Origin of the sequence: Paenibacillus sp. Soil750 (assembly GCF_001428045.1) — a bacterium.
Lineage (GTDB): Bacteria > Bacillota > Bacilli > Paenibacillales > NBRC-103111 > Paenibacillus_E > Paenibacillus_E allorhizoplanae.
Window position 1 is genome coordinate 148,210 of record NZ_LMSD01000001.1, and the last position, 24,003, is coordinate 172,212.

Below are 24,003 nucleotides of genomic sequence, written 5' to 3' on the forward strand. Positions count from 1 at the left end.
TAAGAGGGCTCTAGCAGGTGATAAAGTACGATTTAGGAAGGGGGCGCTAGGATATTTCAAGACAAGGTAGAAGATATCTGCTGTTCCTGTGGGTAACTTTGAACATTTTGTGAACTTGTCCACAGGGTGACGCCTCTACTTCCATTGAAATCCGATCAAACTACAAAAAAGCCCACATCATCCGATGTGGGCTCTCTCTATTTTAGGCCAATAAAACTTCCCATTCCTCATAACAAGCAGCAAGTGAACTCTTACGTTTATCAACCTCGGCTGTTTTCTCCTGCACAAGCATATAGTCGTTATACACAGCGGGATCAGCTAGCTCGGCTTCAAGTGCTGTAACTTCTTCTTCAAGTCGAGCAATATCCAGCTCTAGCTGTTCTAGCTTCCGCTGACGACTGCGTTCTTCACGCTTAGCTAACTTGTCCGCCTCGTAACTGCCACCACCAGCAGCCTCAGCTTTCACCGCAGCAACGGAAGAGGAACTTCCGGCAGATTTCTTCTCCGCCTCTTTGGCTAGACGCTTGGCTTCCATTTCAGCAAGCTCCGCTTTTTTCTCCACATAATCGTCATAGTTGCCGAGATAGCTTGTTAAGCCATCCTTTTGCAGATCAAGCATGCTCTCAGCCATTTTATTGAGGAAATACCGGTCATGGGAGATGAATAACAAGGTGCCCTCGTAATCCATCAAAGCGGACTCCAGCACTTCTTTACTATATAAATCCAGATGGTTGGTAGGCTCATCGAGAATCAAAACGTTAGCCTTCTGAAGCATGAGCTTAGCGAGGGAGACACGGGCTTTTTCCCCTCCGCTTAATGCAGCAATCTTCTTGAATACGTCCTCGCCGCTAAAAAGAAAACTGCCAAGCACCGTGCGAATACGCGCTTCTTCCAAATGAGGATACGTGTTCCACACTTCCTCCAACACGCTGTTGGACGGGTTCAAGCCTTTCTGCTCTTGATCGTAGTAGCCGATCGTGACACCAGCTCCCCATTTGAATGTACCGGCGTCTTGCTTGTGTTGACCGATTAAGGTTTTGAGCAGCGTAGATTTTCCGACCCCATTAGGCCCAATCAACGCAGCGGTTTCGGAACGGCGAAGCTGGAATGAGACCCCGTCGAGAAGACGGTTTCGGCCATCATAGGAAAGGGAAAGTCGGTCAACCTGCAATACTTCTTTCCCGGAAGTTTGCTCAATTTCAAAAGAGAAGGAAGCCCGTTTCAAATCGCCCATCGGCTTATCCAAACGGTCCATTTTCTCCAACTGCTTACGGCGGGACTGCGCTCTCTTCGTTGTCGAGGCACGCACAATGTTGCGCTGAACGAAATCCTCCAGTTTTGAGATCTCTTCTTGCTGTTTTTCAAACTGTTTCAATTCAATTTCATAATTCGCTTCTTTAATCTCGATAAAACGGGAATAATTGCCCGTATACCGTTTGGACGCATGGCGTTCAATTTCATAGATCGACGTCACCAACGCGTCAAGGAAGTAACGGTCATGTGATACGACGAGAATAGCGCCAGGATAGCCGCGCAGATAACCTTCGAGCCACGTCAATGTGGCGATGTCCAAATGGTTGGTAGGCTCATCGAGCATGAGCAGATCGGGTTCTTCCAGCAGCATTTTAGCTAGAGCCAATCTGGTCTTCTGCCCTCCGCTGAGGGTGTTGACCAAGGTCTCTGGTGCGAACTGTCCGAAGCCCATTCCGTGCAAAATACCGCGAATCTTGGCCTCGATTTCATAGCCGCCATGCTCACGAAACCATTCGGAGCGCAGTGCATACCGATTCATGGTGGTTTCATATTTTTTCTCATCGGAGATGAGGTCAGGGTCCGCCATCAAGGCTTCCAGCTCACGCAGTTCGCGCTCTGTTTCCAATAAGGAGCTGAATACGCTCAGCAGCTCATTCCAAATGGATTTATCTGTGTTAAGTCCGCTGTTTTGCTTGAGATAGCCGATCTTGGTTTCTTTTGCTTTGAAAAGATCACCGCTGTCATATGACATCTCACCCGCGATGATTTGAAGAAGAGTAGACTTCCCGGCGCCATTGACTCCGACGAGTCCGATGCGTTCCCGATTTTCAATTTGAAGCGTTATATTAGAGAGTACGGAGCGTACCCCATAGCTTTTGGATATGTTAGAAACTTGTAATAGCATGTTGCTGCTACCTCCTGCGTTTTAGATACATATTAATGTAAGAACCTAGTTAAGTTGACCTTCAGTCGCTGTTTCAATCCCATCAAATCATTAGTATACACGAAGAATGAGGGCAACGCCTGCTTAATTTAGACATGAAATATAGGCCATTCGACGGGGTCTCTGGTACGAGTATAGTTTTTTACTTTATTTATGTTAAAATGGGGGAAACCACTCCTCGCTAGGAAGGGCTGTAGCTTATGATGAACATCCGAGAGCGGAAAATAGAATTACGCAAGGAAATGGAAATACGACGTGCTTCGATTGTTGCTGAGATACGTGATGAGAAGCAACAACTAATCAACCAAAGAATGGTGAAGTTATGTTCGGATAAGCTGTTTGAACAGGGACAAATACCGTCCAATTCTCAGCCTACGCTGATGAGCTATATGCCTTTTCGTTCTGAACCCGACGTTGCCCCATTAATGGAATGGTGTTGGCAGCAGGGAATTCGTGTGCTGATACCGAAGGTAGTAGCAGATACGAAAACGATGAACTTACACATCATAAGCCGCTATGAGGACCTCGAAAGTGGTGCTTATGGGATTAGAGAGCCGCGAAGTGATGTTCCCATTGAACATGATTTGGGCACGATATCCATGATTGTGGTGCCAGGTTTAGCCTTTGATCTGGATTTCGGTCGCTTAGGTTATGGCGGAGGCTTCTATGATCGCTTTATGCAGTTATTCGCTGCGCGCGGTTTGAAAAGACCTTTTGCCGTTGCAGCTGCTTTCGATAATCAATTGATTCCTGCTGTGCCTTCTTCTTGGCATGATTTCCGAGTGGATGGCATCGTAACCGAAAGTAAGATGGTGTTCAAAACAGAATCCTAATATAGAGGTGATTGCAGTGCCCGATTCTTCACCATTGACGCATTTTAATGAGCAAGGACGAGCGAGAATGGTCGACATATCGGATAAAGAAGAGACGAAGCGCACAGCCACTGCTCGCTCTACCTTATTAATGAAGACAGAGACGCTTGAATTAATCCTGCAGGGTAAAATGAAAAAAGGCGACGTCCTCGCCGTGGCTCAAGTGGCTGGCATTATGGCCGCCAAGAAAACGTCAGACTGGATACCGATGTGCCATCCTATCGCTTTAACTGGGGTAGATATTCAGTTCTCGAATAATGGCATCAATGAACTATACATAGAAGCAACTGTACGTACAACAGGTCCTACAGGGGTAGAAATGGAAGCCCTAACGGCTGTTTCTGCCGCGGCATTGACCGTATACGACATGTGCAAAGCTGTAGAAAAAGACATGATGATTAACTCGACCCTGCTTGTTATGAAAACAGGCGGTAAAAACGGGGATTTTCACAGGCAAGACAACAAAGCGTGAGGGACTAAGCCCCAGTGCGAACATATCGTTAATTGGGTGAGGTTCTGTTCTGCGTATCACGCCGGTTAGTGGGTTGATCTCATTCAGTGAACAAGGGAGAGGTGACGAAGGATGCACTGGAAAGTTGCGATTTTGACAGCCAGTGACCGCGGTTACCGAGGAGAACGAGAAGACACTAGCGCTCAGGTAATCCGCGAGCTGATTGAAGAGGAAATTCAAGGCGAGATCATCGAGTATCGGGTGGTTCCGGACGAGATGGACGAAATTATGGCTTCCTTAATAGAAATGACTGATTATTATCAAGCGGATTTAATTTTAACAACTGGTGGAACAGGTTTGGCTCCGCGAGATGTCACACCGGAAGCAACGCTCAATGTGATTGATCGTGTTGCCCCTGGTTTTGCCGAAGCGATGCGCATGATCTCGATGCAAAAAACGAAGAAAGCGATGCTCTCCCGAGCAGTCTCTGGCATTCGCGGACGCACGTTGATTATTAATTTGCCAGGCAGTCCAAAGGGTGTTCAAGAGAATCTCATGGCGATCATTGATCAACTTCCTCATGCGCTTGGTATTCTAACAGGCAAAGAAGGCGATCACGGGTGAATGGGAAAATGAAGCGTGTAAGCTGCCGCATGATGAAGTGTGGAGTAATAGGAACAAGTCAGAAGGTGACTCGTGATGAGTAAAGATACTTCCATGCTGCGCGAGGTCAAAGTGGAAGAGGCGATCGGCATGATTCTTCCGCATGATCTCACGCAGATCTTGCCAGGTAAGTTCAAAGGCCGTCTGTTCCGCAAAGGTCATCAAGTCACGGAAGCGGATATTCCTGCCCTGCTCAGCATTGGCAAGGAACATATTTATGTGATGGAGCTGCAGCCCGGCTATCTCCATGAGGACGAGGCTGCCTTGCGCATGGCGCGGGCCATTGCGGGAACAGATAAGTGCTCGGATCTCAGACTTACTGATCCGCATGAGGGCAAAGTGAATGTGAAGTCGGAGATTCACGGCTTGGTGAAGATCGATAAAGCGTTCGTGGACAGCGTAAACGCGATCGATGAGGTCGTGTTGTCGACGATTCGTAGCAACACGGTCGTTCAAGGCGGCGCTTCGCTGGTTGGTACGCGGGTGATCCCGCTGATCGTTGACGAAGCGAAGGTTGTCGAGGTCGAGCGGTTAGCTGCAGCTCGACGTGCGGAGGGCTTCACCTTGCTCGAGGTGAAGCCGTTTCGCAAGCTGCGCGTCGGCGTGATTACGACGGGCAGCGAGGTCTTCAAGGGCCGAATCAAGGATAAATTCGGCCCGGTTGTGAAAGAGAAGATCGCGCAGCTCGGCTCCGAGGTTGTGGACCAACGCTTCGTGTCGGATGACAGTGAAGCGATTGTGGGTGAGATCCACGCGCTGCAGGCGCTCGGCGTGGATCTGGTATTGGTCACGGGCGGCATGTCCGTGGACCCGGATGATCGCACGCCGGGTGCGATCAAGGCGGCCGGCGCCCGCGTGGTCAGCTACGGCACGCCGATGCTGCCGGGCTCGATGCTGATGATCGCCTATCTGGGCGATCTACCGATCATGGGACTGCCGGGTTGTGTGATGCACGACCCGTACACGTCCTTTGATGTGCTGCTGCCGCGCATCTGCGCAGGCGAAGAAATCGTGCGTACTGACATCACGGAGATGGGCTACGGCGGATTTTATCAATGTTAGAAGAGAAAATCTAAGGGGCAGATTCTTGCTCTAATACCAAAACAACTCTTTTCACTGGATTTATCCAGTCATTATCCTTTTTTGTCAGCTGATTTAGCCCCTTCTATTGGATTTATCCACTCAGTATGATTAAAATAAACCATATTTCGGGCGTTACCGGGAACTATATTGGATTTATCCAATGAAAGTCCCTTTTCGAGCGTTAAATGTGAGATTTTAATGGATTTATCCAATGAGCATACTTACTGAGGCATCCTTAACTTGCATTCTTTTATTGACTTACTGTATTCATAACGCAACACATAATGGAGATGAAGTCCATGTTTCAAAATATAGGATTTACCGAGCTCTTATTGATTGCGGTCGTTGCACTTGTCATCTTCGGTCCGCAAAAGCTCCCAGAGATTGGCAGAATGCTTGGTAAGACGTTAAGGGATTTCAAGCAAGCGACGAATGAACTGATGAGTGACGAGCCTAAAGCACCGTTAGCATCCAAAACACCCGTTGTACCTGACCCGGTTACACCTGTGGAGGCTGCTAGCATGGTTGCTGCTGATGGCGTTTCTGAGCCTACTCTTACACCGTCGGAGTCAGAACAAGGCTCGATGGACGCAGTAGCTGAGATTAAAGTGGAGGTCGAATCGGCCAGCTCACCTACCGTGAAGCCTGCTGTGACTTTCGTCTCTAACAAGTCTTCAGAGGTTGTCCATGTTACTGGGACGGCCGTTGAAGCATTAGACCCACAAGCAGACAGCGCTGTGTTGTCCTCCGCTCCTGCACAAGCCTCGGCCCCTACCCCGGCGCCAGCGCAGCAGTCAGGCAATACAGGCAATTCCCGACGGTTACCGGATTAGTTTTTTTGTCAGCAGATTAAGAAGTGGTTCAGCCTGCGGGCTGGATGCACTAGATTAGGTAGGTGAAATCGGTTGAAGAATGAAGAAATGTCTCTTGTAGAGCACCTTGGCGAGCTTCGCAAGCGAATCATGTGGATCTTAGTTGTTCTGGTCATTGGTATGGTGGGTGGGCTTGTTGCTGCTAAACCTATCATTCGGTATCTCAAAAGTATCCCGCCAGCAGATGGCATCGGTTGGAACGTGTTCTCCCCTTGGGATGCCTTGCGTTTGTATATGAATTTTGGTTTAGCTGTTGGTCTTCTGATCACATTACCCGTTATTCTGTACCATATATGGGCTTTCGTTAAGCCAGGCCTACGGGAGACGGAGCAGAAGGCTTCACTCCTCTACGTACCCTACGCATTTTTGCTCTTTCTATTGGGACTGTCTTTCGGGTATTGGGTTGTCTTCCCAATGGCGTTTTATTTTACTTCGTCGATTAGTAAGAGTCTAGAAATTACGGAGATGTACGGTGCTGCGCAGTATTTTACCTTTATGTTTAACATTATTCTTCCGTTGGCCTGTGTGTTTGAGATGCCGATCGTGGTGATGTTTCTCACGAAGATTAAGCTCCTGAATCCGAAGCGCCTACATAAGTTTAGAAGATATGCCTACATGCTGATGGTCATTCTTGCGACCGTTATTACACCGCCGGATGCGATTTCAGCGATATTAGTTGCAGTACCGCTCATTATTCTATATGAATTCAGTGTCTTCATGTCAGGCTTCATTTATCGCAAACAGCTTGCGAACGATGCCGCTTGGGAACTGGAGTTTGGTCCTAAATGAGGAAATGATTGAACACAGTCCGCCTTCATGGTGGGCTATTTTTTTTCATACACAGAGGGAATATTTGGTTATCATTTGGGTAGAATGAGGGGGGTGTCGATAAGAATGAAAAATGTGTAAAAGGACTTGCAAATTACTCCCAGAATGAGTATCATAAGAGGTGTTGTTAGCACTAAACACATTCGAGTGCTAATAACAAAGAAATATACCCAAGACCAATTTTCTAAAGGAGGCTATTTTTCCATGATCAGACCGTTAGGTGATCGAGTTATCATTGAAGCCGTTGCGAAAGAGGAGACTACAGCAAGTGGCATCGTGCTGCCAGATACAGCTAAAGAAAAACCACAAGAAGGTAAAGTTGTAGCCGTTGGCGCTGGCGCGTTGAAAGATGGCGTACGTGTTCCGCTTGAAGTAAGCGAAGGCGACCGCATCATTTTCTCCAAATACGCTGGAACTGAAGTGAAATACGAAGGCCGCGAACTGTTGATCTTGCGCGAAAGCGACATCCTCGCTGTATTAGCCTAAGTTAGAGCAGCATATAGATCGGCTTTACGTTATTACCAATTTATCTAGGTTTTTAATTAGAGGAGGTTTCCTATCGTGGCAAAAGAAATTAAGTTCAGTGAAGACGCACGCCGCGCGATGCTTCGCGGGGTAGATGCTTTGGCGAATGCCGTTAAAGTAACACTAGGTCCAAAAGGCCGTAACGTAGTTCTTGAGAAAAAATTTGGTAGCCCGTTGATCACTAACGATGGTGTTACTATCGCGAAAGAAATCGAGCTTGAAGATGCTTTCGAAAACATGGGAGCTCAACTTGTTAAAGAAGTTGCTACCAAAACAAACGATGTTGCTGGTGACGGTACAACAACTGCAACGGTTCTTGCACAAGCTATGATCCGTGAAGGTCTGAAAAACGTTACTGCAGGCGCTAACCCAATGGTTATCCGCAAAGGTATCGAGAAGGCTGTTAAAGCGGCTGTAGAAGAGCTTCAAGCTATCGCCAAGCCAATCGAAGGCAAACAATCCATCGCACAAGTAGCGGCAATCTCTGCTGCTGACGAAGAAGTAGGCGAATTGATCGCTGAAGCTATGGAAAAAGTAGGTAAAGACGGTGTTATCACAGTTGAAGAATCCAAAGGCTTCTTGACGGAGCTTGAGGTTGTAGAAGGTATGCAATTCGACCGTGGGTACACATCCCCATACATGATCACTGATACGGATAAAATGGAAGCAGTTCTAGACAACCCGTACATCTTGATCACTGACAAAAAAATCTCGAACATCCAAGAAATCTTGCCTGTTCTTGAAAAAGTGGTTCAATCCGGTAAACAACTTCTGATCATCGCTGAAGATGTTGAAGGCGAAGCGCAAGCTACGCTTGTAGTTAACAGACTTCGTGGTACATTCACTTGCGTAGCTGTTAAAGCTCCAGGTTTCGGTGACCGTCGTAAAGCGATGTTGGGTGATATCGCTGCTCTAACAGGTGGCCAAGTGATTACAGAAGAGCTTGGATTGGATCTGAAATCCACTACTCCTGATCAACTGGGTAGCGCTCGTCAAATCCGTGTTACCAAAGAAAACACAATCATCGTTGATGGTGCTGGTAACCCACAAGATATCAAGGCTCGTGTTACACAAATTCGTTCCCAATTGGAAGAAACAACTTCCGACTTCGATAAAGAAAAATTACAAGAGCGTTTGGCTAAACTTTCTGGCGGCGTAGCTGTTATCAAAGTTGGAGCAGCGACTGAAACTGAATTGAAAGAGCGCAAACTTCGCATCGAAGATGCTTTGAACGCGACTCGTGCAGCAGTTGAAGAAGGTATCGTTTCTGGTGGTGGTACTGCCCTAGTTAACGTATACAACGCAGTAGCGAAGGTAGTAGCAACTGGTGACGAGCAAACGGGTGTTAACATCATCCTTCGTTCCCTTGAAGAGCCAGTTCGTACAATCGCAGCTAACGCTGGTCAAGAAGGCTCCGTTATCGTTGAGCGCTTGAAAAACGAAAAAGTAGGCATCGGCTACAATGCAGCTACTGGACAATGGGTAAACATGTTCGAAGCTGGTATCGTTGACCCTGCGAAAGTAACACGTTCCGCACTTCAAAACGCAGCTTCTGTAGCAGCTATGTTCTTGACTACTGAAGCGGTTATCGCTGATAAACCAGAAGCAAGCAAACCAGGTATGCCTGATATGGGCGGCATGGGCGGTATGGGTGGCATGATGTAAGTAGTGGTAAGGCTTTTCAGCCGTGCTGCTCTAAAAAATCAGGTCATTTATCTTCTTGAATTGAGGTTACTCCAACCCCGATTTAAGAAGTAGTCACAGTTATAAATAATAAATCAAGCAATGACCACTTCTTAATAATTCTATTAGGGAGTGGTTTTTTGTGCTGTTAAAGTTTGCATTTAAGGATTTTCTTGATGACCGTAAGTTTAAGAACACCACACAGAAGAATATTAGGAACTATCAGACTTTACTTGGTGAGTTTGTTAACTACTGTAATGATCATGAGATAGTAACCGTAGAAGACATTACACAAAGCCGTGTGAGGGATTATTTGATTTTTTGTCAGGATAAAGGTAATCAAGCTGGCACAATTAATACGAAGCTCTTGAGAATAAGAGCATTCCTCAACTATATAGTGGAATGTGAAGTTATTAAGAGTAATCCAGCCCAAAAAGTAAAATTTCAAAAGACAGATATTAAGATTGTCGAATGTTCAGATGAACAAATTAGAATTACGAGAGCAGAATGATAAGTATAATCCGTTGAATAATTTAGATATTTAGTAATAAAATAAGTTGTGCTTCTGAATTGAAATGTTAGTTTTAGGACGTCACTTAAAATTCACGTACAACGATTGAGTGGGAATAGGTTGGAATTAATTAATTGTGTAAATCGCTCGGAAGCCTTTCTACATAAGGCTTTACAGCGTTTATGCTATTGAAATCCGAAGTACACCTGCAACAATAGAGTGCAAAAAATACTCTCTTTTATTTGCGTTGTTTAGCGAATAGAAGGGAGTATTTTTATGACCAAAATTAAAGAACTTATTGAGGACTTCAAGTTAAACCAAGAAATTTTAGTCAGGGCAAAGAGATATGTCGATCTTTGTGTCTTCCAATTGTACAGGTGGGAGGAATTCACAGTTAAAGAATTAGGTTTCATCCGCGACAAGCTAAATACTCATTATTCTTTTTGACAAGAGTATAAGTGTCTCTGAGTAATGTTATATAAAAAATGACATGTAGTTAGGCGACACATTCTAATTCACGGAAAAGGCTCTAAATAGCGTCTGGTGTACATTAGCAATATTATGAGAATGTATGAAGCATTAAAACAGGAGCGATTCAAAAGAAGACAACGAGATGAAGTGGAGGAGTAATATGTTCTAGATCAATCTGCTATAAGGTTGTCGTGCTCTCGTATCAAAAAGATCTTAAAAGAACATTGGCACCATTATATCGAATAGAAGCAATTGAGGAATGGAATAGACATATATAGCTTGAGCAGACTGAAGGGACATTTTGATACGCAAATATATTTGGGATACGATGAGGAGATAACTGAGGATAATAGTGAGTATTTGAGTAATTGCCTTATTAACTGCACTTCGTATTCTTTAACTCTTCTGTATACTCATACCAAGAGCCTTATTCGCAGCAGTCGCGGTAATCTAGCCACTATTCCAAGCCTTATACTTCTCTTTAAATGCTGTGGAAATTGACTTCTTAGGGCGACCGAACTTTACACCTGCGTACATGGTAGTGGGAATTTGGTAGAAGAGTACGGAAATTATAGTTTAGGGAAAGTGAGATAGAGGAGGGGATAGTTATTCCTATTGGGGAGTGATCAACTTAGGAAAAAGGGGAGGGGCGTAAATTTACGCTCCCTATTTTATTAATGGTTGTGTCAGCGGTTATAGATATTACTGAAAGCCCACTAAGGGGCTTTTTTGTGCTGGAGTTATTATCCTTAATTTGTAAATCGATGATATAATAAGGCAATAGTAATAGCAATCTGTAAGTTAAGAAAAGAATGATTTTATTCTAACTTGATGCGTTTTCTTTCTTTCTGTCCTGAGTTCTGAGAGTCTTTCATCAAAGGAAGACAATTATTTTCCTCCTCTCAAGAAGGTCTTTGAACAAAATTCAATGGATAGTTGTTCCTTTGCATCACTATCTGATTGGATTATCGCTGTCGCTTTCAGGCTATGTCAGCAGGGACTCTGACTGTGAACGTTAAAGCGAATGGATCGACAATTATTTGGTCGAATACGATTACCTATCCGAGTGGTAACAATACATTTTTCGCGGTCGCTCAAAGCAATAACAACGGGATTCCAAACAGTCAAGCGTTGTCGTTTGAAATTGTTTCCGCGGGATTAGCTCCAGCAGCAGCTTTAAACGCATTTATTTCATTGATTTGCGCAATATGACATTTGTGGTAGAACTACAAAAGAAGGAAACATAAGGAAAATGTCGAATTTCCTCTATTAAAACCAATTTAAGGGGAAATATGCATGTTTAGTAGGATTGATAGGAAAATTATAGTTCGAATTATGTTTTTTATTTTATTTGTCATAAATGTAAGTTGGTTCTCTAACTACAAATTCCACTCATTAATGGGTGACGACTTACGAGCGTTGGACGCATTTAATAATTATGGGTCTTCGTTCTGGAGGTATGTATTTTTAGATTTCACATTTGATAGATACAGACCCGTATTTTCATTTGTGTCTTACATTATATTTAAATTATTTGGCGCAAATTTACCCTTGTACTATTACTTCAGCATTGCGTTAAACTTTGTTATTGCATGTTTATTCTTTAAAATCATAAGGCTTACTACAAATAACATCTTCTTCGCTTTCTTGTTTAGCTTGATTTTAATAACTACTAGATTCTCGTACTACAATATCCTGCAAATAATGGGGATAATGGAAGCGATGGGGCTTTTATTATTTCTGGTGATTGTTTACTATTCAATCTTATATTATAAAGAAAATCGGAACATATATTTCTACTGGTTAGTATTCTATGATTTATTACTCGTGTTTACACACGAGAGATACTTGATCCTCACGCCAGTCATTATTGTACTGGTTATTTTTAAGAATGGGATTAAAACAGATTGGAATAGAAAGATAAAATATTCTATTGTTTCAGTGCTTCCTTTCGTAGGAAACCTATTAATCAAATCCTTTATGGACAGCAAAATACTATCTGGTACAGGCGGAACAACGGTTGAATTTCATTTAAAATTGATCGTTGGATTTATAAAGACTGGGTTTGTGAATATGATCGGATTCAATGATGGTCCTAATTATTTAAGCGGCCAGCCTTTTCAAGAATCAACCAATATTACCATCTGGACAAGTATCTTAATCTCAACCATCATTTTATTAACTATGATCTTGTATGTAGTGCACATCTTAAAACAAAAAGAGACATCAAATAAAACACGAGAATTGTTAATTTGTCTCTTAGTTGTTCTAACAGTTGGAGCATTAGTGTTCATTTCATCAATTACGATTAGACTTGAATTCAGATGGCTATACGCACCATACGCAGCATTTCTTATTTTTATTGCTTATTCAATTAATAAATCTATAGCTTCAAGCTACCTCAAGTATACCGTATTGATTCTATTAGTAGTATTTACATTTAGAAATGATGCTTATTACAAAGAAAAAATGAAGGATACTTTTTTTGTAGGCTATCAAACTTTCATGAATTCGATGTACGACGAAACTATAGGGAAATATGGGACAAGTCTGAGCAACTATAAAATTTATATTTTGAGAGATGGGATGCTAGACTGGCCACTTTACGGACAATTGTATTTCCAATTTTATACGGGAGATCGTAAATTTGAATTTCAATATGTCGATGACTTTTCGAAAGTGTCGGTATCTCTGAATGATAAAGTTATATTTTTGAAATTGGATGTGCCGAATAAAAAAATTGTTACTATGCCTGTAGGGAATAATATTTAATTGAAAGATCAATTGAGGAACAAAATAACAAAAAAGAGAGCGGATAGCTCTCTTTTTTGTTGGGGTGATCCAATGAACTACTGGCCGCCTATTAAAAGCAGACCACCAATTACACAGCGGGTGTGTAAAGATCGAACAAATTCGATCCCTTTTCTATTGCTCCAGATTATGCATCTGATACTTTTAACCTATCATCAGCTAACTTCCCAAGCCGTAGCAACTAGGACCTGACTGGGATGGAATCTATAAAAATAACTCACAAAAAAATCACAAAAACTCCGTTCCACTGTGAACGGATATAAATAGTGAAACTATGATTCTAGCATGCTCTTTAGAGCTTCTGCGAATGCAGAGACTTGTCTATTTCAATTGCGTGATCAACGAGTTGTTTTTCGATGACATTAAAATGATGGGCGAAAGTATGATGTTCGGTCGCTAAATGTCTATGAAAAGTTTTCTAGTTGTTTGAGATCTTCTCGCGTTTCTAGAACTGCTTGTTTAATTAAGGGAATGTCGTATGCAAGAGCTTTGATTGAATTTAAGTGCGCATTCATTTCTTGTTGTATTGTTTTCATTTCTTTTACTTCTTCTAGAATTTGTAGCAATAAATAATCGCTCATGGGGAAAGCCTTCCTTTCCTAGTGTTTTTGTTTAAGTAAGTACAAGTCTTCTTCGATCTTGGAGATCTTGTTCCTTTGAAAGTCTAAGCGGTCGTTGGTTGTGTAAATTGCTTCAAGTTGACGGTCATCTGATTCGATATTTTCGAGATAATGTGAGTCTAATGTAAGCTGAATACGGTCAATTTTTGCATCCACAGTTTCTAGTTGCAACCTTATTTTATTTAGTAGTTCTTCCATGTATGGCACCTCTCTTTTATATTTTTTATGTAATGATGTGACAAGCAACTACAGCTAATATTACAGCGTAATTCCCCATACTGTGAACGATAACGAATACTTACTTATGTTTACTCCTGTTAACCAATAGGCCTTCGCACATAGCCTGGCTACATCCATTCTGCTTGGACATTTATCTGCTTGGCCCACACGCATTAGCCCATTTATGCGAAAGATAGGCATTGGTACACTCTCTGGACTAGGGTTAGGCGTATACTATCTCATACTAACAGAGGAGTTGACGCATTCATGGCTTTACAACCAAATCAAGGAAACCAATTTCAGTGTCCACCTGCTGACCCTATAATGACAGATCCAGAAAGAGTAGTTAGAGATTTTTATCACCCACAAAAGGTTCAAGTCATTCATCCAATCCAAATTGTAAATCGCCATCACTGCGTACCGGTTTATGAGCACGTGTATACATGTACAGAAACCGACGAGTATTGCGGAACTCACCCACATCCACATCAAGGTATGCTCAGGAAGTAACAGATAAGCACTTCTCGCTAAGAATCATTCGATGATTCTGGCGGGGGGTGTTTTTTTGTTAGGGGAGTTAATTATATAATAAGGGAAGGATGTTGACTGGTAACGGGGGAAAGGCACATGCAAGAGTTAGAAATTGATTGGTCGTTTTGGATAGAACGGATACGTCCTAAATTTGATAAAGTGATCATCGCGAGAGGTTGGGCCTATTTCAATGAAGATGTTGTAAGGGATATTCAAGTTGAAGGTACCTCGATTATAAAAGCTAGAGTGGACGGAACCAAAAGGTACAAGGTTACGTTGGATCTCGAGAGCTTCACAAAGAGTGGCTGCACGTGTCCCTACGGTTATTATTGTAAGCATATGGCTGCGGTGCTGTTTGAAGTGGCGAAGCAAGCGGGATATGATCTGGAGGAATTTCGGTTTGGTAAAATGAAGATGGTGCAGGTAGATCAGAAAATTTCACAGAAATCTAAGCCTACAACTAGGCTGCCAGATTCGACGGATAGCTGTGAGAAATGGCTGACTTATTTTCATAAACAATATGGCAATGCCAAGATTTATAATGCATTTAGTCTTGAGGAAGTTTGTATGCGAGCGTGGCGTGAGCTCAATAAGCTTGCTGATACGTGGGAGCCGACCATTCGAGGTGTGTATGATATTCAAGTTGCGCTGTATGTTATACAGTTATGCGATACGATGGCGGGATCGAAGGCGATCACCTATGATTTTTATCAAAATACGAACTATTATGTCAAACGTGTCTTGAAGCATGCTCTCGAGCAACTGGAAGTGACGCTTAAGGTGCTGGATGTTAACAGGGCATACAAAAAATACGGTGAACATTTAAAGGAATTATCAGCTTATCTGGCTGACATTTGCGATAATGGCTCAGGCTTGTACCTCTATGATTGGCTCGATTTGTATAAGCTGTTATGGTCACAGTTATTTCAGGATAAGGACATGCTGGAGGCAGAAAAGGCTAGGCTTAGGCAGGTGCTTACGGATCCGAGAGCGAGTCAACAAGCACATCAAGTCGCTACTCTCGGTTCTATTCATTTGGATATTAGACGAAGTGAGGATGAAAATGCTTGGGAACGAGCTGATAATGGGATGTTTGAAATTGAGCCGGATTATTGGTTCGATTATTTGAATGGATTTGTTTTTGAGAGTCAGTGGGATCGTTTGTTGACCTGGTTGCGGTGGTTAAAACCGAAGATGGCGTGGAACGAGCGAGTATATGCGGATGAATTTTTGCATTATTGGCGTTTGGCAGCGGAACAGCGAGATGTTGAGAAAGAGCAGCGGGCCGTCATGATTTCGCTTTTACCTGCAAGCTACGATCACTATGCGAAATTCCTACTTTCAAAAGGCGAGTACCAGGAATGGGCAGATCTCTGTCTTCTTCTGAGTCTAACTACGGAACACATTGATGGAGCGCAGCTAAAACTCGTCGAGAAGGCGAATGTTCGCTTCCTCCTGCCGATCTATCATCACGCTATTGAAGCATTCATTCAAGGGAAAAATCGTCCCGATTATATACAAGCTATAAAGCTGTTGAAGAAATTAGCGGCTGCTTATAAAAAGCTGAAGCTAACCCCTCGTTTCGAAGCGTACTTGGAGCAAATCGTGAAACAATACGCTCGGTATCGCGCCTTCACGGAGGAATTGCGGAAAGGGAATTTGATACCATGATGACTTTGGCACCGATTCATATGAGAATTCAAAGGCTGCCTTCGGGGAGTTTTGCCCTGTATGGAGAAACAGAGCAAGCGAATGCGGTTCCTGGATATATGCTGCGCAAGCAGCTATTTGCTTGGCATGAGCGATCATTCTATGGGACTGGGCTAGAAGTGACTCGGATTCCTTATGGGGATGCAATTCTGCTGTCTCCGGCTATGGCTTTGGATTATTTGCGTGCACCAGGAGTACTCCTACATAGCAGTTTAACTTGGGAAGATGGTTTTATGGAGCTGCAAAAAGGGGCGAACTTTCTAAGTGAAGCGATCGATGCTGGCTGGTATTTGCCTTCCTATGAACTTTGGCGCGAGGGGAAAAATGGCTGGAAGTTTAAGGGGCCTGTGGGACAGGCTGAGAGGTTTAAGGAGCTGTGCGACGGGGCTTTCCCGGAAAGTTTTTGGCAGAGCTGGTTTAGCCGAGTAGTTGAAGAAATGCTAGAGACTGAAGCGGATTTCGAGCTATCTTCATTGTGGAATGGATTAGTTCAAGAGCATAAGCTGCTGCAGGTTAACGCGCGGGGTTTCGAGGCTTTGCTGTCTGAATCGTCTTGGATGCAGGAAGAGGATTGGCTCTTAGCGATTGGTTGGACTCATGACGATGATGCGCCATACCGCATCTGTGTACAGCTCGTGGAGCCATATGCGGAGACATATGTCGACGGTACGACAACGGCTAAGGATAACGCAGCGGATTGGCGTCTACGTTTCATCGCACAGGATCGTCGGGATGCGAACCGATTCGTTGAGTTTAGTTCCACAGGAAATGTGCTAGTTGGTGATATACCGCTTGCTTGGCAATCAGATATTGCTGATCATCTTCAGGAACAAACGAAACGTATTTTGCGGATGCTGCCAGAGCTTGAGAGCGCCTATCAACCAGGCAAAATCATCGAGCAATTGTCAGATGAAGCAGCGTGGACGTTCCTAACCGAATCGAGTCTGCAGCTTGTGGCTGCGGGAATTTCCGTCTTTTTACCATCATGGTGGGAAGAGATTCAGAAGATGGGTCGTCCTCAGTTAAAGGCGAAAATCAAAAGCTCCGTGGGCTCAACACGTAAAGCCATGTTTGGCATGGATCAAATCATGCAGTTTGATTGGCGTGTGGCGTTAGGCGGCGTAGATTTGTCTGAGGAAGAATTTGGGCAGTTGGCGTTGGAAAAGAAGCGGCTGATCTATATCCGAGGCAAATGGGTGCAGCTGGATCCTGCGTATTTGGAACAAATTCGCGATGCTATGAAGCAGGTTGAGCGAAAGAAAGGTCTGTCTTTCCGGGATGTGTTGGAAATGCATCTGTCAGAAGGCGAGGAGACTCTCGCGGCGGATAGCGATGAGAAGGAGAAGGCCGTCGGGATTAAGATTGAGCTCAATACTCATTTGCGTGGTTTGATGAAACAGTTGGGTCAGATCAAGTCTATTCCACTCGTTGAACGGATTGATGGCTTGCACGCTGAGCTTAGACCATACCAGGTGCAAGGGGTGTCGTGGCTCCTTTTCCTGCGTAATATGGGGCTAGGCAGTTGTCTGGCGGATGATATGGGGCTGGGGAAGACGATTCAGTTTATTGCATATTTGTTGAAGGTGAGGGAGCAGGGGAAGACAGAGGAGAAATTAAAATCAAAACCCTCCTTGCTCATATGTCCGACCTCTGTGCTTGGTAACTGGCAGAAGGAGCTCGCGCGTTTCGCACCAACCCTCCAGATTCAACTTCATTATGGTGCGCAGCGGGCAAAAGGGGAAGCATTCGAAGCATCTATTGGTGATGCTGATTTGGTGATAACGTCCTATACTCTCGCACAGTTGGATGAAGAGGAACTGTCGAGCGTTACGTGGGATACGCTTTGCTTGGATGAGGCACAGAATATCAAGAATGCATATTCGAAGCAATCACAGGCCATTCGTAAACTAGAAGCGGGTCAGCGAATTGCGTTGACTGGCACGCCGATTGAGAATCGATTGACCGAGTTGTGGTCGATTTTTGATTTTGTGAATCCAGGGTACCTTGGGACGTTGACTCATTTTAATAGACAATATGTAGGTCCGATCGAGAAAAATGGGGATGGCGCGAAGGAGCTGACGGCTCGTGTTCAGCGTTTGATAAGGCCGTTCCTGTTGAGACGCCTGAAGAAGGATCCAGCGATTCAGCTGGATTTGCCAGATAAGTACGAGGGAAAGGCATTTGTGCGTCTCACTACCGAGCAAGGGGCGTTGTATGAGAATGTGGTGCAAAGTTTGATGGAGAAGATTGAGGAATCCAGTGGGATAGAGAAGAAGGGGCTTATTCTTACTTCGCTGATGAAGTTGAAGCAGATTTGCGATCATCCGGGTTTGTTTTTAAAGGAGATTGATGGAGCGGGCGCGAGAGCAGGCGTGAGGGCAGGAACGAAAGAAGGTGCGAAAGCAAAAGAGGGGCGCGGCGCACTCGCCGCCGCGGAGATGAGAACACGCTCAGCGAAGCTGGAGCGTTTGGTTGAAATGATAGACGAACTCAGGAGCGAAGGAGGCAGCTGCCTCATCTTCACCCAGTTCGTCGAGATGGGCCACCTGCTGCAGGCTACGCTTGTGCAGGCGTTGGGAGAGCCCGTGCAGTTCTTGCACGGGGGGATAAGTGCGGTGAAGCGCGATGCGATGATCGCGCGCTTCCAGGACACGACGCTCCCAGCGGAGGAGCGTTGCCACATCTTCATCCTCTCGCTGAAAGCAGGAGGAACAGGGTTGAACCTGACAGCGGCGAATCACGTGTTCCACTACGACCGCTGGTGGAATCCGGCCGTGGAGAATCAGGCCACGGATCGCGCCTTCCGCATCGGGCAAACGCGCAACGTGCAGGTGCACAAGTTTGTTACGCTCGGCACGCTCGAAGAGCGAATCGATGAGATGATCGAGCGTAAGCAGGACCTCAGTGAGCAAATCGTCGGCACCGGCGAGAACTGGGTCACTGAGATGTCGACAAGCGAGCTGCGCGAGCTTTTTGCGTTAAGGCGTGAGTGGATTGAGAAATAAGCTATATAAAAAAAGCGCCACAGCGATGTGGCGCTTTTACTTATTTTGCTGGAAAAACAGCTGCAACAATCGCATCAACACTTTGCTTTTCAGCCGGATCCTTCGCAATTAATTTATCCATCAATGCTTGGTCTGGAGTACCTTGCTTCTGCAAGATGGCTAGATACCAGCGGACTAATAGGCGGTTCACTTGGTCATCCATATTCTCAGTTATATGTGGTTGAATCAGTGCGATAGCACCTTTATAATCACCGCGCATATAGCTGATTTGGCCTATGTTGAGTGCCATTGATGGAGTGACTGCGAATTCACGTCCTTGTGCTTGTTCTTTCGGTAAGTTTTTCAACGAATCAATACGCGCAAGAACTTCGTTATACGTGGCAAGAGCATTCTCTAATTTCGAGTTGAACTCTTGTGCGTTGCCTTTGGAATTCGCTTCTCCTGCTAGCTCAATATTCAGTGAAATACTCTTCTCATACATAACCATATACCAAGGATAGTTTGGAATTTGAGCGTTTGACCAATCCAAAGCCCCTTGTTTATTACCTTTGATGAGAAGCATGTTTAGCTGCTGCATGGCTACGACGCGGTTATGAGGCTCTTTTCTCAAAAGCTGACTCATTAAGTCTTGGGCTTGATTAAAAAATGGCTCACTCTTCGTAGGGTCATTCGGGTTTTCCTTTTGCATTTGATTGTACACCTGAAGAAGGACGCCTATTCGACTCACTTGACCTGTTAATAAATAGTCCGGATGAGCAGGATGCAACGAAATAGCTTTATCAAGAGGCTTCACAATTTGATTGTAATCTTGGCTCGTTTTTACAACTTCAATAGTTTGTTTGTAGGAACCGTTGGCTGAAAGAAGCTGAGCTGAGATGAAGAACATCACAAGCGACAGCACTGCAATACTTGCAGGGAATATCTTGTGAATAACAGCTGATTTTGACTTAAACCGCAGCTCGCCTGAGGAGCTGTTACTCAACATACCGCCTAGAGCGAGGAATAGAATCGCACCTAAGTACACGTAACTCAAATCAAAGTCGATCATACTGTGGACCAATAAGGAAATCATGATAATGAAAAATAAGAAGTGCAAGTCTCGCTTTTCCTGAGAGCTTCTAATGTAGCTCCTGATATAGATCCAACTAACGGCAATGACAAATCCGATAAAGGCTAGGAAACCAAGCGCACCGGCTTCAACCAAATATTGGAGAGCAAAGTTATGGGCTTGACGACTTGTGTAAGGATTATTTTGATACTTTTCATAAAGGGAAGCCCATGCTCCTCCACCAGCACCAATGATTGGATAATCCGACCAAAGCTTAACAGCATCTTTATAAAATGTTCCACGCTCCAAGACACTGTGTTGCTGGAAATTAATATTCTCAACACGTGTTTTTACGTTCTCGGGAAGAATGTTCTTAAATCCAGTGTCACTTAGGATAAGAATGGCACCAACCACACCAATCAAGACAGCAGCGATGGGAAGAATAAATGTTGCATACTTTTTGGCGTCAAATCGAGCTGTTAAGCGCTCCAACCATGGCTCACCAAAGCGTTGAATAGCGACGGACAGTCCAGCGAAAACTAAGGAGGCTAGTAGAAGAATCCACCATCCATGCCATGATTCTAAAGCGCTAGGTTGCGTTTGTAGTCCGATGCCAATATCCGTTACTTTTTCTAAAATAATAAGAGATGTGATAAAGGCTAATCCCAGTTGAACCAACGCTAAGATCTGACGGCTCATCCGGAAGAAGAACATCATGATGAGGAACACCACTGGGATTACGACAATGGCCCCACGTGATAATGTCAGCCAGAAAGATACAATGGTTGGAATCAGTAAAAACGCATGAATGAGAACTACGTACCATTTACGAGATTTGATGATAAAGAATAAAGAACTAAGCGTTATCGTAATTAAAAAAGCTGCATACGTGTTGGCATATTGGAAGACCGAAGTTAAACGTAGACCGTTGGAATCTGTCATGATCGCATCGCGGTACAGATTTGCATCGGCTCCATCCATGAGTGCAAACCATCCGACAAGGTGTCCTGCGAAGGTTTTGTTACCTAACCAGTACAAAAGTCCAAATATCACGATGAAATATCCTGAGATCATGAATAGTTGGGAAACAATCGACACACCGAGCTTGTTTTTTGTCAAAAATACACCTAAAATGAAGAAAGTTGCATACAGCATTTGGATGTAAACCATATTTGTTGCCAAATAGTGAGATGCTGAATTCGACAACGAAATAACATAAGTAAGCGGCATTATGAAGACGAGAATGGTAAGGATATCTTTCTTTTCTTGAAGCTTAAACACAAATAACGCTAGAATCGCAACAAGTAAAAGGATGATGGAGGACCACACGGAAGCGGAGTAAATGCTTCGCTCAAACTCAAATGTACCGCCATTAAACAGCGCCCTTTGAAAAGGTGCCCAGAACATAAACAAGCCCGTAAACACAGCCAATACCCAAAAGATGACAGAGCTTTTATCCGTCGTTATCGTTCCATTCGATTTTGCACGCGAAGCCGCGTAGGGATTCTTACTTGCACTCATTCCAGATAGTCTCCTTCTTCGCTAAAGTTCGACTTTATTTTAGCATACTGGAAGATGGTTTCCAAATAAAGATTAATAAAATTAGCCCCCACTGTAGTTTATAGGTGGGGCTATTTAATTTATAAATAACCATTCATTTATAAACTTTAAATGTTTGATTCGTTTCCACATATTTCACAATATGTTAAGTAGGTAGTAATCAAGTCCTTGTTTTGATAAGATGTTTCTGTGTGCTTTAGATATTAACGAGATTATCTTATTCAAAGGAGTTTGCAAATAGGTGAAAAAGTCACGGTTTACAGGATTGCGAGATTTGCTTGTTACTCAAAAACTGATTTGGATTCTCGCTAAAAGCGATTTTAAAAAGAAAAACATCGGATCATATTTGGGGATTACTTGGGCATTTATTCAACCGACAATTAATATATTACTGCTATGGTTTGTGTTTCAGGTCGGTTTCAAGTCAACACCTGTCGATAATTTCCCTTTTATTTTATGGCTTTCGACAGCAATGATTGCGTGGAATTTTTTTGCGGAAAGTTTACAAACGAGCGTATATGCAATAACAGATAGTAGTTATTTGGTGAAAAAGGTCGTATTTCGTGTTAGTATTTTACCCATTGTTAAAATTTACTCTGCGCTCTTTGTACATATTTTTTTCTTAGTTTTCTTGTTTCTAATGTTCTTATTGTATGGATACGGACCAACGATTTATCTTTTACAAATTCCTTATTACTTGGGTGCAATGATCTTATTATTATTGGGTCTTGGATGGATAACTTCTTCAATTACAGTATTCTTTAAAGATGTTGGACAAATTATTTCTATGGTTACGCAGTTCGGTTTCTGGTTAACGCCAATATTTTATTCATTAAAAATCATTCCTGATAAATTTTTATTTTTTTACAAGCTAAACCCAATGTACTATATCACTGAAGGCTATAGAGAAGCATTCATTTACCACAAGTGGTTCTGGCAGCACGAGTATCAAACCATTAATTTTTGGATGATTACGGGAATCTTATTAATTGTAGGAAGGGTATTATTTAAAAAACTCAAGCCTCATTTTGCGGATGTCTTATAAGGAGAATTAAACTGATGAGTGAATTAGCCATTCAAGTAACTGATATAAGTAAGGTTTATAAGCTATATGATAAGCCAATGGATAGACTTCTGGAGTCACTAAACCTTTTTAATAAAAAATATCATCGAGATTTTCACGCTGTGAACAATGTTTCATTTGAAGTAAGAAAAGGTGAAACGTTAGGTATTATTGGAAAGAATGGTTCTGGGAAATCAACTTTACTCAAAATGATCACGGGAGTGTTAAATCCATCATCGGGTAACATCATGGTAAATGGAAAAATTTCAGCCTTGTTGGAACTTGGCGCTGGTTTTAATCCAGAATTAACAGGTCTTGAGAATATTTATATGAATGGAACCATAATGGGCTATACTAAGGCAGAAATGGACCAGAAGCTAGATGGTATTTTGTCGTTTGCTGACATCGGGGAGTTCATAAATCAACCCGTGAAAATTTATTCTAGTGGCATGTTTGTTCGATTAGCATTTTCCGTTGCAATAAATGTTGATCCCGAAATATTAATAATAGATGAAGCTTTGAGTGTAGGAGACATGAGATTCCAACAAAAGTGTTTTCGGAAAATAGATGAATTTAGAGATAGCAAGACGATTTTGTTTGTTTCACATGATCTGTCTGTGATTAATAAATACTGTAATAGAGCGATTTGGATTAATGAGGGTGTAGTATTGGATGACGGAATCCCCAAAGAGCTTTCAAAAAGGTACCAGGCATTTATGATTGGCTCTAATTTGTCTAAAACAACAACTGTTAATGATGAAACTCAAAAACAGTTGAATGATAAAATTAATCTAATTGATGATATTCATGAGAGTTTGGATGTGCTAGGAGATGACGATGCAAGAATTTCAGGTATATCACTTTTCGATGTGAAGTCTGATCAGAAAATCTCAATTGTAGAGCCAGGTCAAGCTGTTAAAATGTATATTAAAATAAAATCGAATACGAATATAGAAAATCCCATTATTGGTTTTTCATTAAAGGATAGATTAGGTAATGTAGTGACTCAGTCAAATAGCTTTGTCCTTGAAAAAGTGGTTCCAGAAATGAAACAGGACACATACTATGGGTTTTGTTTCGAATTTGAATTCCCTCCATTAAACATAGGTCAATATTCAATTTCTCCGGCAATAGCTTCAGGGTCGCAGGAAGTACATACCCAACATAGCTGGGTACATGATGCCATTATTATTCAGGTATTGCCTGTGCAAAAATATCAATTAAGTGGCTTTTTTGTTATGGATAATGTTAAATTTTACTCTTTAGAATAAGGAGGGAAA

At 43.1% G+C, this 24,003-nt stretch carries 19 protein-coding genes; 15 read left to right on the forward strand and 4 right to left on the reverse strand.

The features are described 5' to 3' along the window. Nucleotides 1-202: 202 nt before the first annotated feature. Nucleotides 203-2,158 (reverse strand): ABC transporter ATP-binding protein, encoded by a 1,956-nt coding sequence (locus ASL11_RS00695; RefSeq protein ID WP_056608530.1) that lies wholly within the window; start codon nucleotides 2,156-2,158, stop codon nucleotides 203-205. 239 nt (nucleotides 2,159-2,397) lie between these two features. On the opposite strand from ASL11_RS00695, the gene ASL11_RS00700 reads away from it, so the two are divergent. From ASL11_RS00700 to ASL11_RS00750, 11 genes are all read left to right on the forward strand, one after another. Beyond that, nucleotides 2,398-3,030: a 5-formyltetrahydrofolate cyclo-ligase gene (locus tag ASL11_RS00700; protein ID WP_056608533.1), complete on the forward strand. Its 633-nt coding sequence runs from the start codon at nucleotides 2,398-2,400 to the stop codon at nucleotides 3,028-3,030. Between the two features lie 16 nt (nucleotides 3,031-3,046). Next, the gene (gene moaC, locus ASL11_RS00705; protein WP_327205080.1) at nucleotides 3,047-3,541 is read left to right on the forward strand and encodes a cyclic pyranopterin monophosphate synthase MoaC; all 495 of its coding nucleotides are present in this window, start codon (nucleotides 3,047-3,049) and stop codon (nucleotides 3,539-3,541) included. 111 nt (nucleotides 3,542-3,652) lie between these two features. Beyond that, nucleotides 3,653-4,144 (forward strand): MogA/MoaB family molybdenum cofactor biosynthesis protein, encoded by a 492-nt coding sequence (locus ASL11_RS00710; RefSeq protein ID WP_056608535.1) that lies wholly within the window; start codon nucleotides 3,653-3,655, stop codon nucleotides 4,142-4,144. A gap of 75 nt (nucleotides 4,145-4,219) precedes the next feature. Next, complete coding sequence (locus tag ASL11_RS00715; protein WP_082595182.1) at nucleotides 4,220-5,245, forward strand: molybdopterin-binding protein; 1,026 nt, start codon at nucleotides 4,220-4,222, stop codon at nucleotides 5,243-5,245. A gap of 320 nt (nucleotides 5,246-5,565) precedes the next feature. Then, on the forward strand, nucleotides 5,566-6,099 hold the full coding sequence (gene tatA / locus ASL11_RS37955) for a twin-arginine translocase TatA/TatE family subunit (protein ID WP_056608538.1): 534 nt from the start codon (nucleotides 5,566-5,568) through the stop codon (nucleotides 6,097-6,099). An 87-nt stretch (nucleotides 6,100-6,186) separates the two neighbouring features. Further along, the gene (tatC, locus tag ASL11_RS00725; RefSeq protein ID WP_420851967.1) at nucleotides 6,187-6,927 is read left to right on the forward strand and encodes a twin-arginine translocase subunit TatC; all 741 of its coding nucleotides are present in this window, start codon (nucleotides 6,187-6,189) and stop codon (nucleotides 6,925-6,927) included. Nucleotides 6,928-7,170: 243 nt separating this feature from the next. Then, nucleotides 7,171-7,452 carry a co-chaperone GroES gene (gene groES, locus ASL11_RS00730; protein WP_028553854.1) on the forward strand — a complete coding sequence of 94 codons (282 nt, stop codon included), beginning with the start codon at nucleotides 7,171-7,173 and terminating at the stop codon, nucleotides 7,450-7,452. Nucleotides 7,453-7,527: 75 nt separating this feature from the next. After that, nucleotides 7,528-9,156, forward strand: a complete 1,629-nt coding sequence (gene groL, locus ASL11_RS00735; RefSeq protein WP_056608544.1) for a chaperonin GroEL — start codon at nucleotides 7,528-7,530, stop codon at nucleotides 9,154-9,156. A gap of 160 nt (nucleotides 9,157-9,316) precedes the next feature. Continuing rightward, on the forward strand, nucleotides 9,317-9,685 hold the full coding sequence (locus ASL11_RS00740; protein ID WP_056608547.1) for a tyrosine-type recombinase/integrase: 369 nt from the start codon (nucleotides 9,317-9,319) through the stop codon (nucleotides 9,683-9,685). A 1,479-nt stretch (nucleotides 9,686-11,164) separates the two neighbouring features. Then, complete coding sequence (locus tag ASL11_RS00745) at nucleotides 11,165-11,368, forward strand: hypothetical protein (RefSeq protein WP_056608550.1); 204 nt, start codon at nucleotides 11,165-11,167, stop codon at nucleotides 11,366-11,368. A gap of 501 nt (nucleotides 11,369-11,869) precedes the next feature. After that, nucleotides 11,870-12,928 carry a hypothetical protein gene (locus ASL11_RS00750; protein WP_157256756.1) on the forward strand — a complete coding sequence of 353 codons (1,059 nt, stop codon included), beginning with the start codon at nucleotides 11,870-11,872 and terminating at the stop codon, nucleotides 12,926-12,928. A gap of 443 nt (nucleotides 12,929-13,371) precedes the next feature. Here ASL11_RS00750 and ASL11_RS36225 read toward each other — a convergent pair whose 3' ends face one another. After that, nucleotides 13,372-13,548, reverse strand: coding sequence for a hypothetical protein (locus ASL11_RS36225; protein ID WP_157256757.1), 177 nt, complete (start codon nucleotides 13,546-13,548; stop codon nucleotides 13,372-13,374). Between the two features lie 18 nt (nucleotides 13,549-13,566). Continuing rightward, on the reverse strand, nucleotides 13,567-13,785 hold the full coding sequence (locus ASL11_RS00755; RefSeq protein ID WP_056608557.1) for a hypothetical protein: 219 nt from the start codon (nucleotides 13,783-13,785) through the stop codon (nucleotides 13,567-13,569). Nucleotides 13,786-14,433: 648 nt separating this feature from the next. Between ASL11_RS00755 and ASL11_RS00760 the strand changes: the two genes are divergently transcribed. Further along, complete coding sequence (locus tag ASL11_RS00760) at nucleotides 14,434-16,008, forward strand: SWIM zinc finger family protein (RefSeq protein WP_056608560.1); 1,575 nt, start codon at nucleotides 14,434-14,436, stop codon at nucleotides 16,006-16,008. Then, on the forward strand, nucleotides 16,005-19,052 hold the full coding sequence (locus tag ASL11_RS00765; protein WP_056608563.1) for a DEAD/DEAH box helicase: 3,048 nt from the start codon (nucleotides 16,005-16,007) through the stop codon (nucleotides 19,050-19,052). The genes ASL11_RS00760 and ASL11_RS00765 overlap by 4 nt, the downstream gene beginning before the upstream one ends. Nucleotides 19,053-19,092: 40 nt before the next feature. Here the strand turns inward: ASL11_RS00765 and ASL11_RS00770 are convergent, their stop codons facing one another. Next, nucleotides 19,093-21,621 carry an O-antigen ligase family protein gene (locus ASL11_RS00770; protein WP_056608566.1) on the reverse strand — a complete coding sequence of 843 codons (2,529 nt, stop codon included), beginning with the start codon at nucleotides 21,619-21,621 and terminating at the stop codon, nucleotides 19,093-19,095. Nucleotides 21,622-21,901: 280 nt separating this feature from the next. Between ASL11_RS00770 and ASL11_RS00775 the strand changes: the two genes are divergently transcribed. Both ASL11_RS00775 and ASL11_RS00780 read left to right on the forward strand, forming a co-directional pair. Next, nucleotides 21,902-22,705 (forward strand): ABC transporter permease, encoded by an 804-nt coding sequence (locus tag ASL11_RS00775; RefSeq protein ID WP_056608568.1) that lies wholly within the window; start codon nucleotides 21,902-21,904, stop codon nucleotides 22,703-22,705. A gap of 14 nt (nucleotides 22,706-22,719) precedes the next feature. Continuing rightward, nucleotides 22,720-23,994, forward strand: coding sequence for an ABC transporter ATP-binding protein (locus tag ASL11_RS00780; RefSeq protein WP_056608571.1), 1,275 nt, complete (start codon nucleotides 22,720-22,722; stop codon nucleotides 23,992-23,994). Nucleotides 23,995-24,003 lie beyond the last annotated feature (9 nt).

Bases quoted from the DNA above. Each gene is read 5' to 3' on its own strand.
- ASL11_RS00760 (WP_056608560.1), top strand. From the start codon at position 14,434: ATGCAAGAGTTAGAAATTGATTGGTCGTTTTGGATAGAACGGATACGT.
- groES (WP_028553854.1), top strand. From the start codon at position 7,171: ATGATCAGACCGTTAGGTGATCGAGTTATCATTGAAGCCGTTGCGAAA.
- ASL11_RS00780 (WP_056608571.1), top strand. From the start codon at position 22,720: ATGAGTGAATTAGCCATTCAAGTAACTGATATAAGTAAGGTTTATAAG.
- tatC (WP_420851967.1), top strand. From the start codon at position 6,187: ATGTCTCTTGTAGAGCACCTTGGCGAGCTTCGCAAGCGAATCATGTGG.
- ASL11_RS00710 (WP_056608535.1), top strand. From the start codon at position 3,653: ATGCACTGGAAAGTTGCGATTTTGACAGCCAGTGACCGCGGTTACCGA.
- ASL11_RS00695 (WP_056608530.1), bottom strand. From the start codon at position 2,158: ATGCTATTACAAGTTTCTAACATATCCAAAAGCTATGGGGTACGCTCC.
- tatA (WP_056608538.1), top strand. From the start codon at position 5,566: ATGTTTCAAAATATAGGATTTACCGAGCTCTTATTGATTGCGGTCGTT.
- ASL11_RS00770 (WP_056608566.1), bottom strand. From the start codon at position 21,621: ATGAGTGCAAGTAAGAATCCCTACGCGGCTTCGCGTGCAAAATCGAAT.
- ASL11_RS00715 (WP_082595182.1), top strand. From the start codon at position 4,220: ATGAGTAAAGATACTTCCATGCTGCGCGAGGTCAAAGTGGAAGAGGCG.
- ASL11_RS00755 (WP_056608557.1), bottom strand. From the start codon at position 13,785: ATGGAAGAACTACTAAATAAAATAAGGTTGCAACTAGAAACTGTGGAT.
- ASL11_RS36225 (WP_157256757.1), bottom strand. From the start codon at position 13,548: ATGAGCGATTATTTATTGCTACAAATTCTAGAAGAAGTAAAAGAAATG.
- ASL11_RS00750 (WP_157256756.1), top strand. From the start codon at position 11,870: ATGGAAGCGATGGGGCTTTTATTATTTCTGGTGATTGTTTACTATTCA.
- ASL11_RS00765 (WP_056608563.1), top strand. From the start codon at position 16,005: ATGATGACTTTGGCACCGATTCATATGAGAATTCAAAGGCTGCCTTCG.
- ASL11_RS00700 (WP_056608533.1), top strand. From the start codon at position 2,398: ATGATGAACATCCGAGAGCGGAAAATAGAATTACGCAAGGAAATGGAA.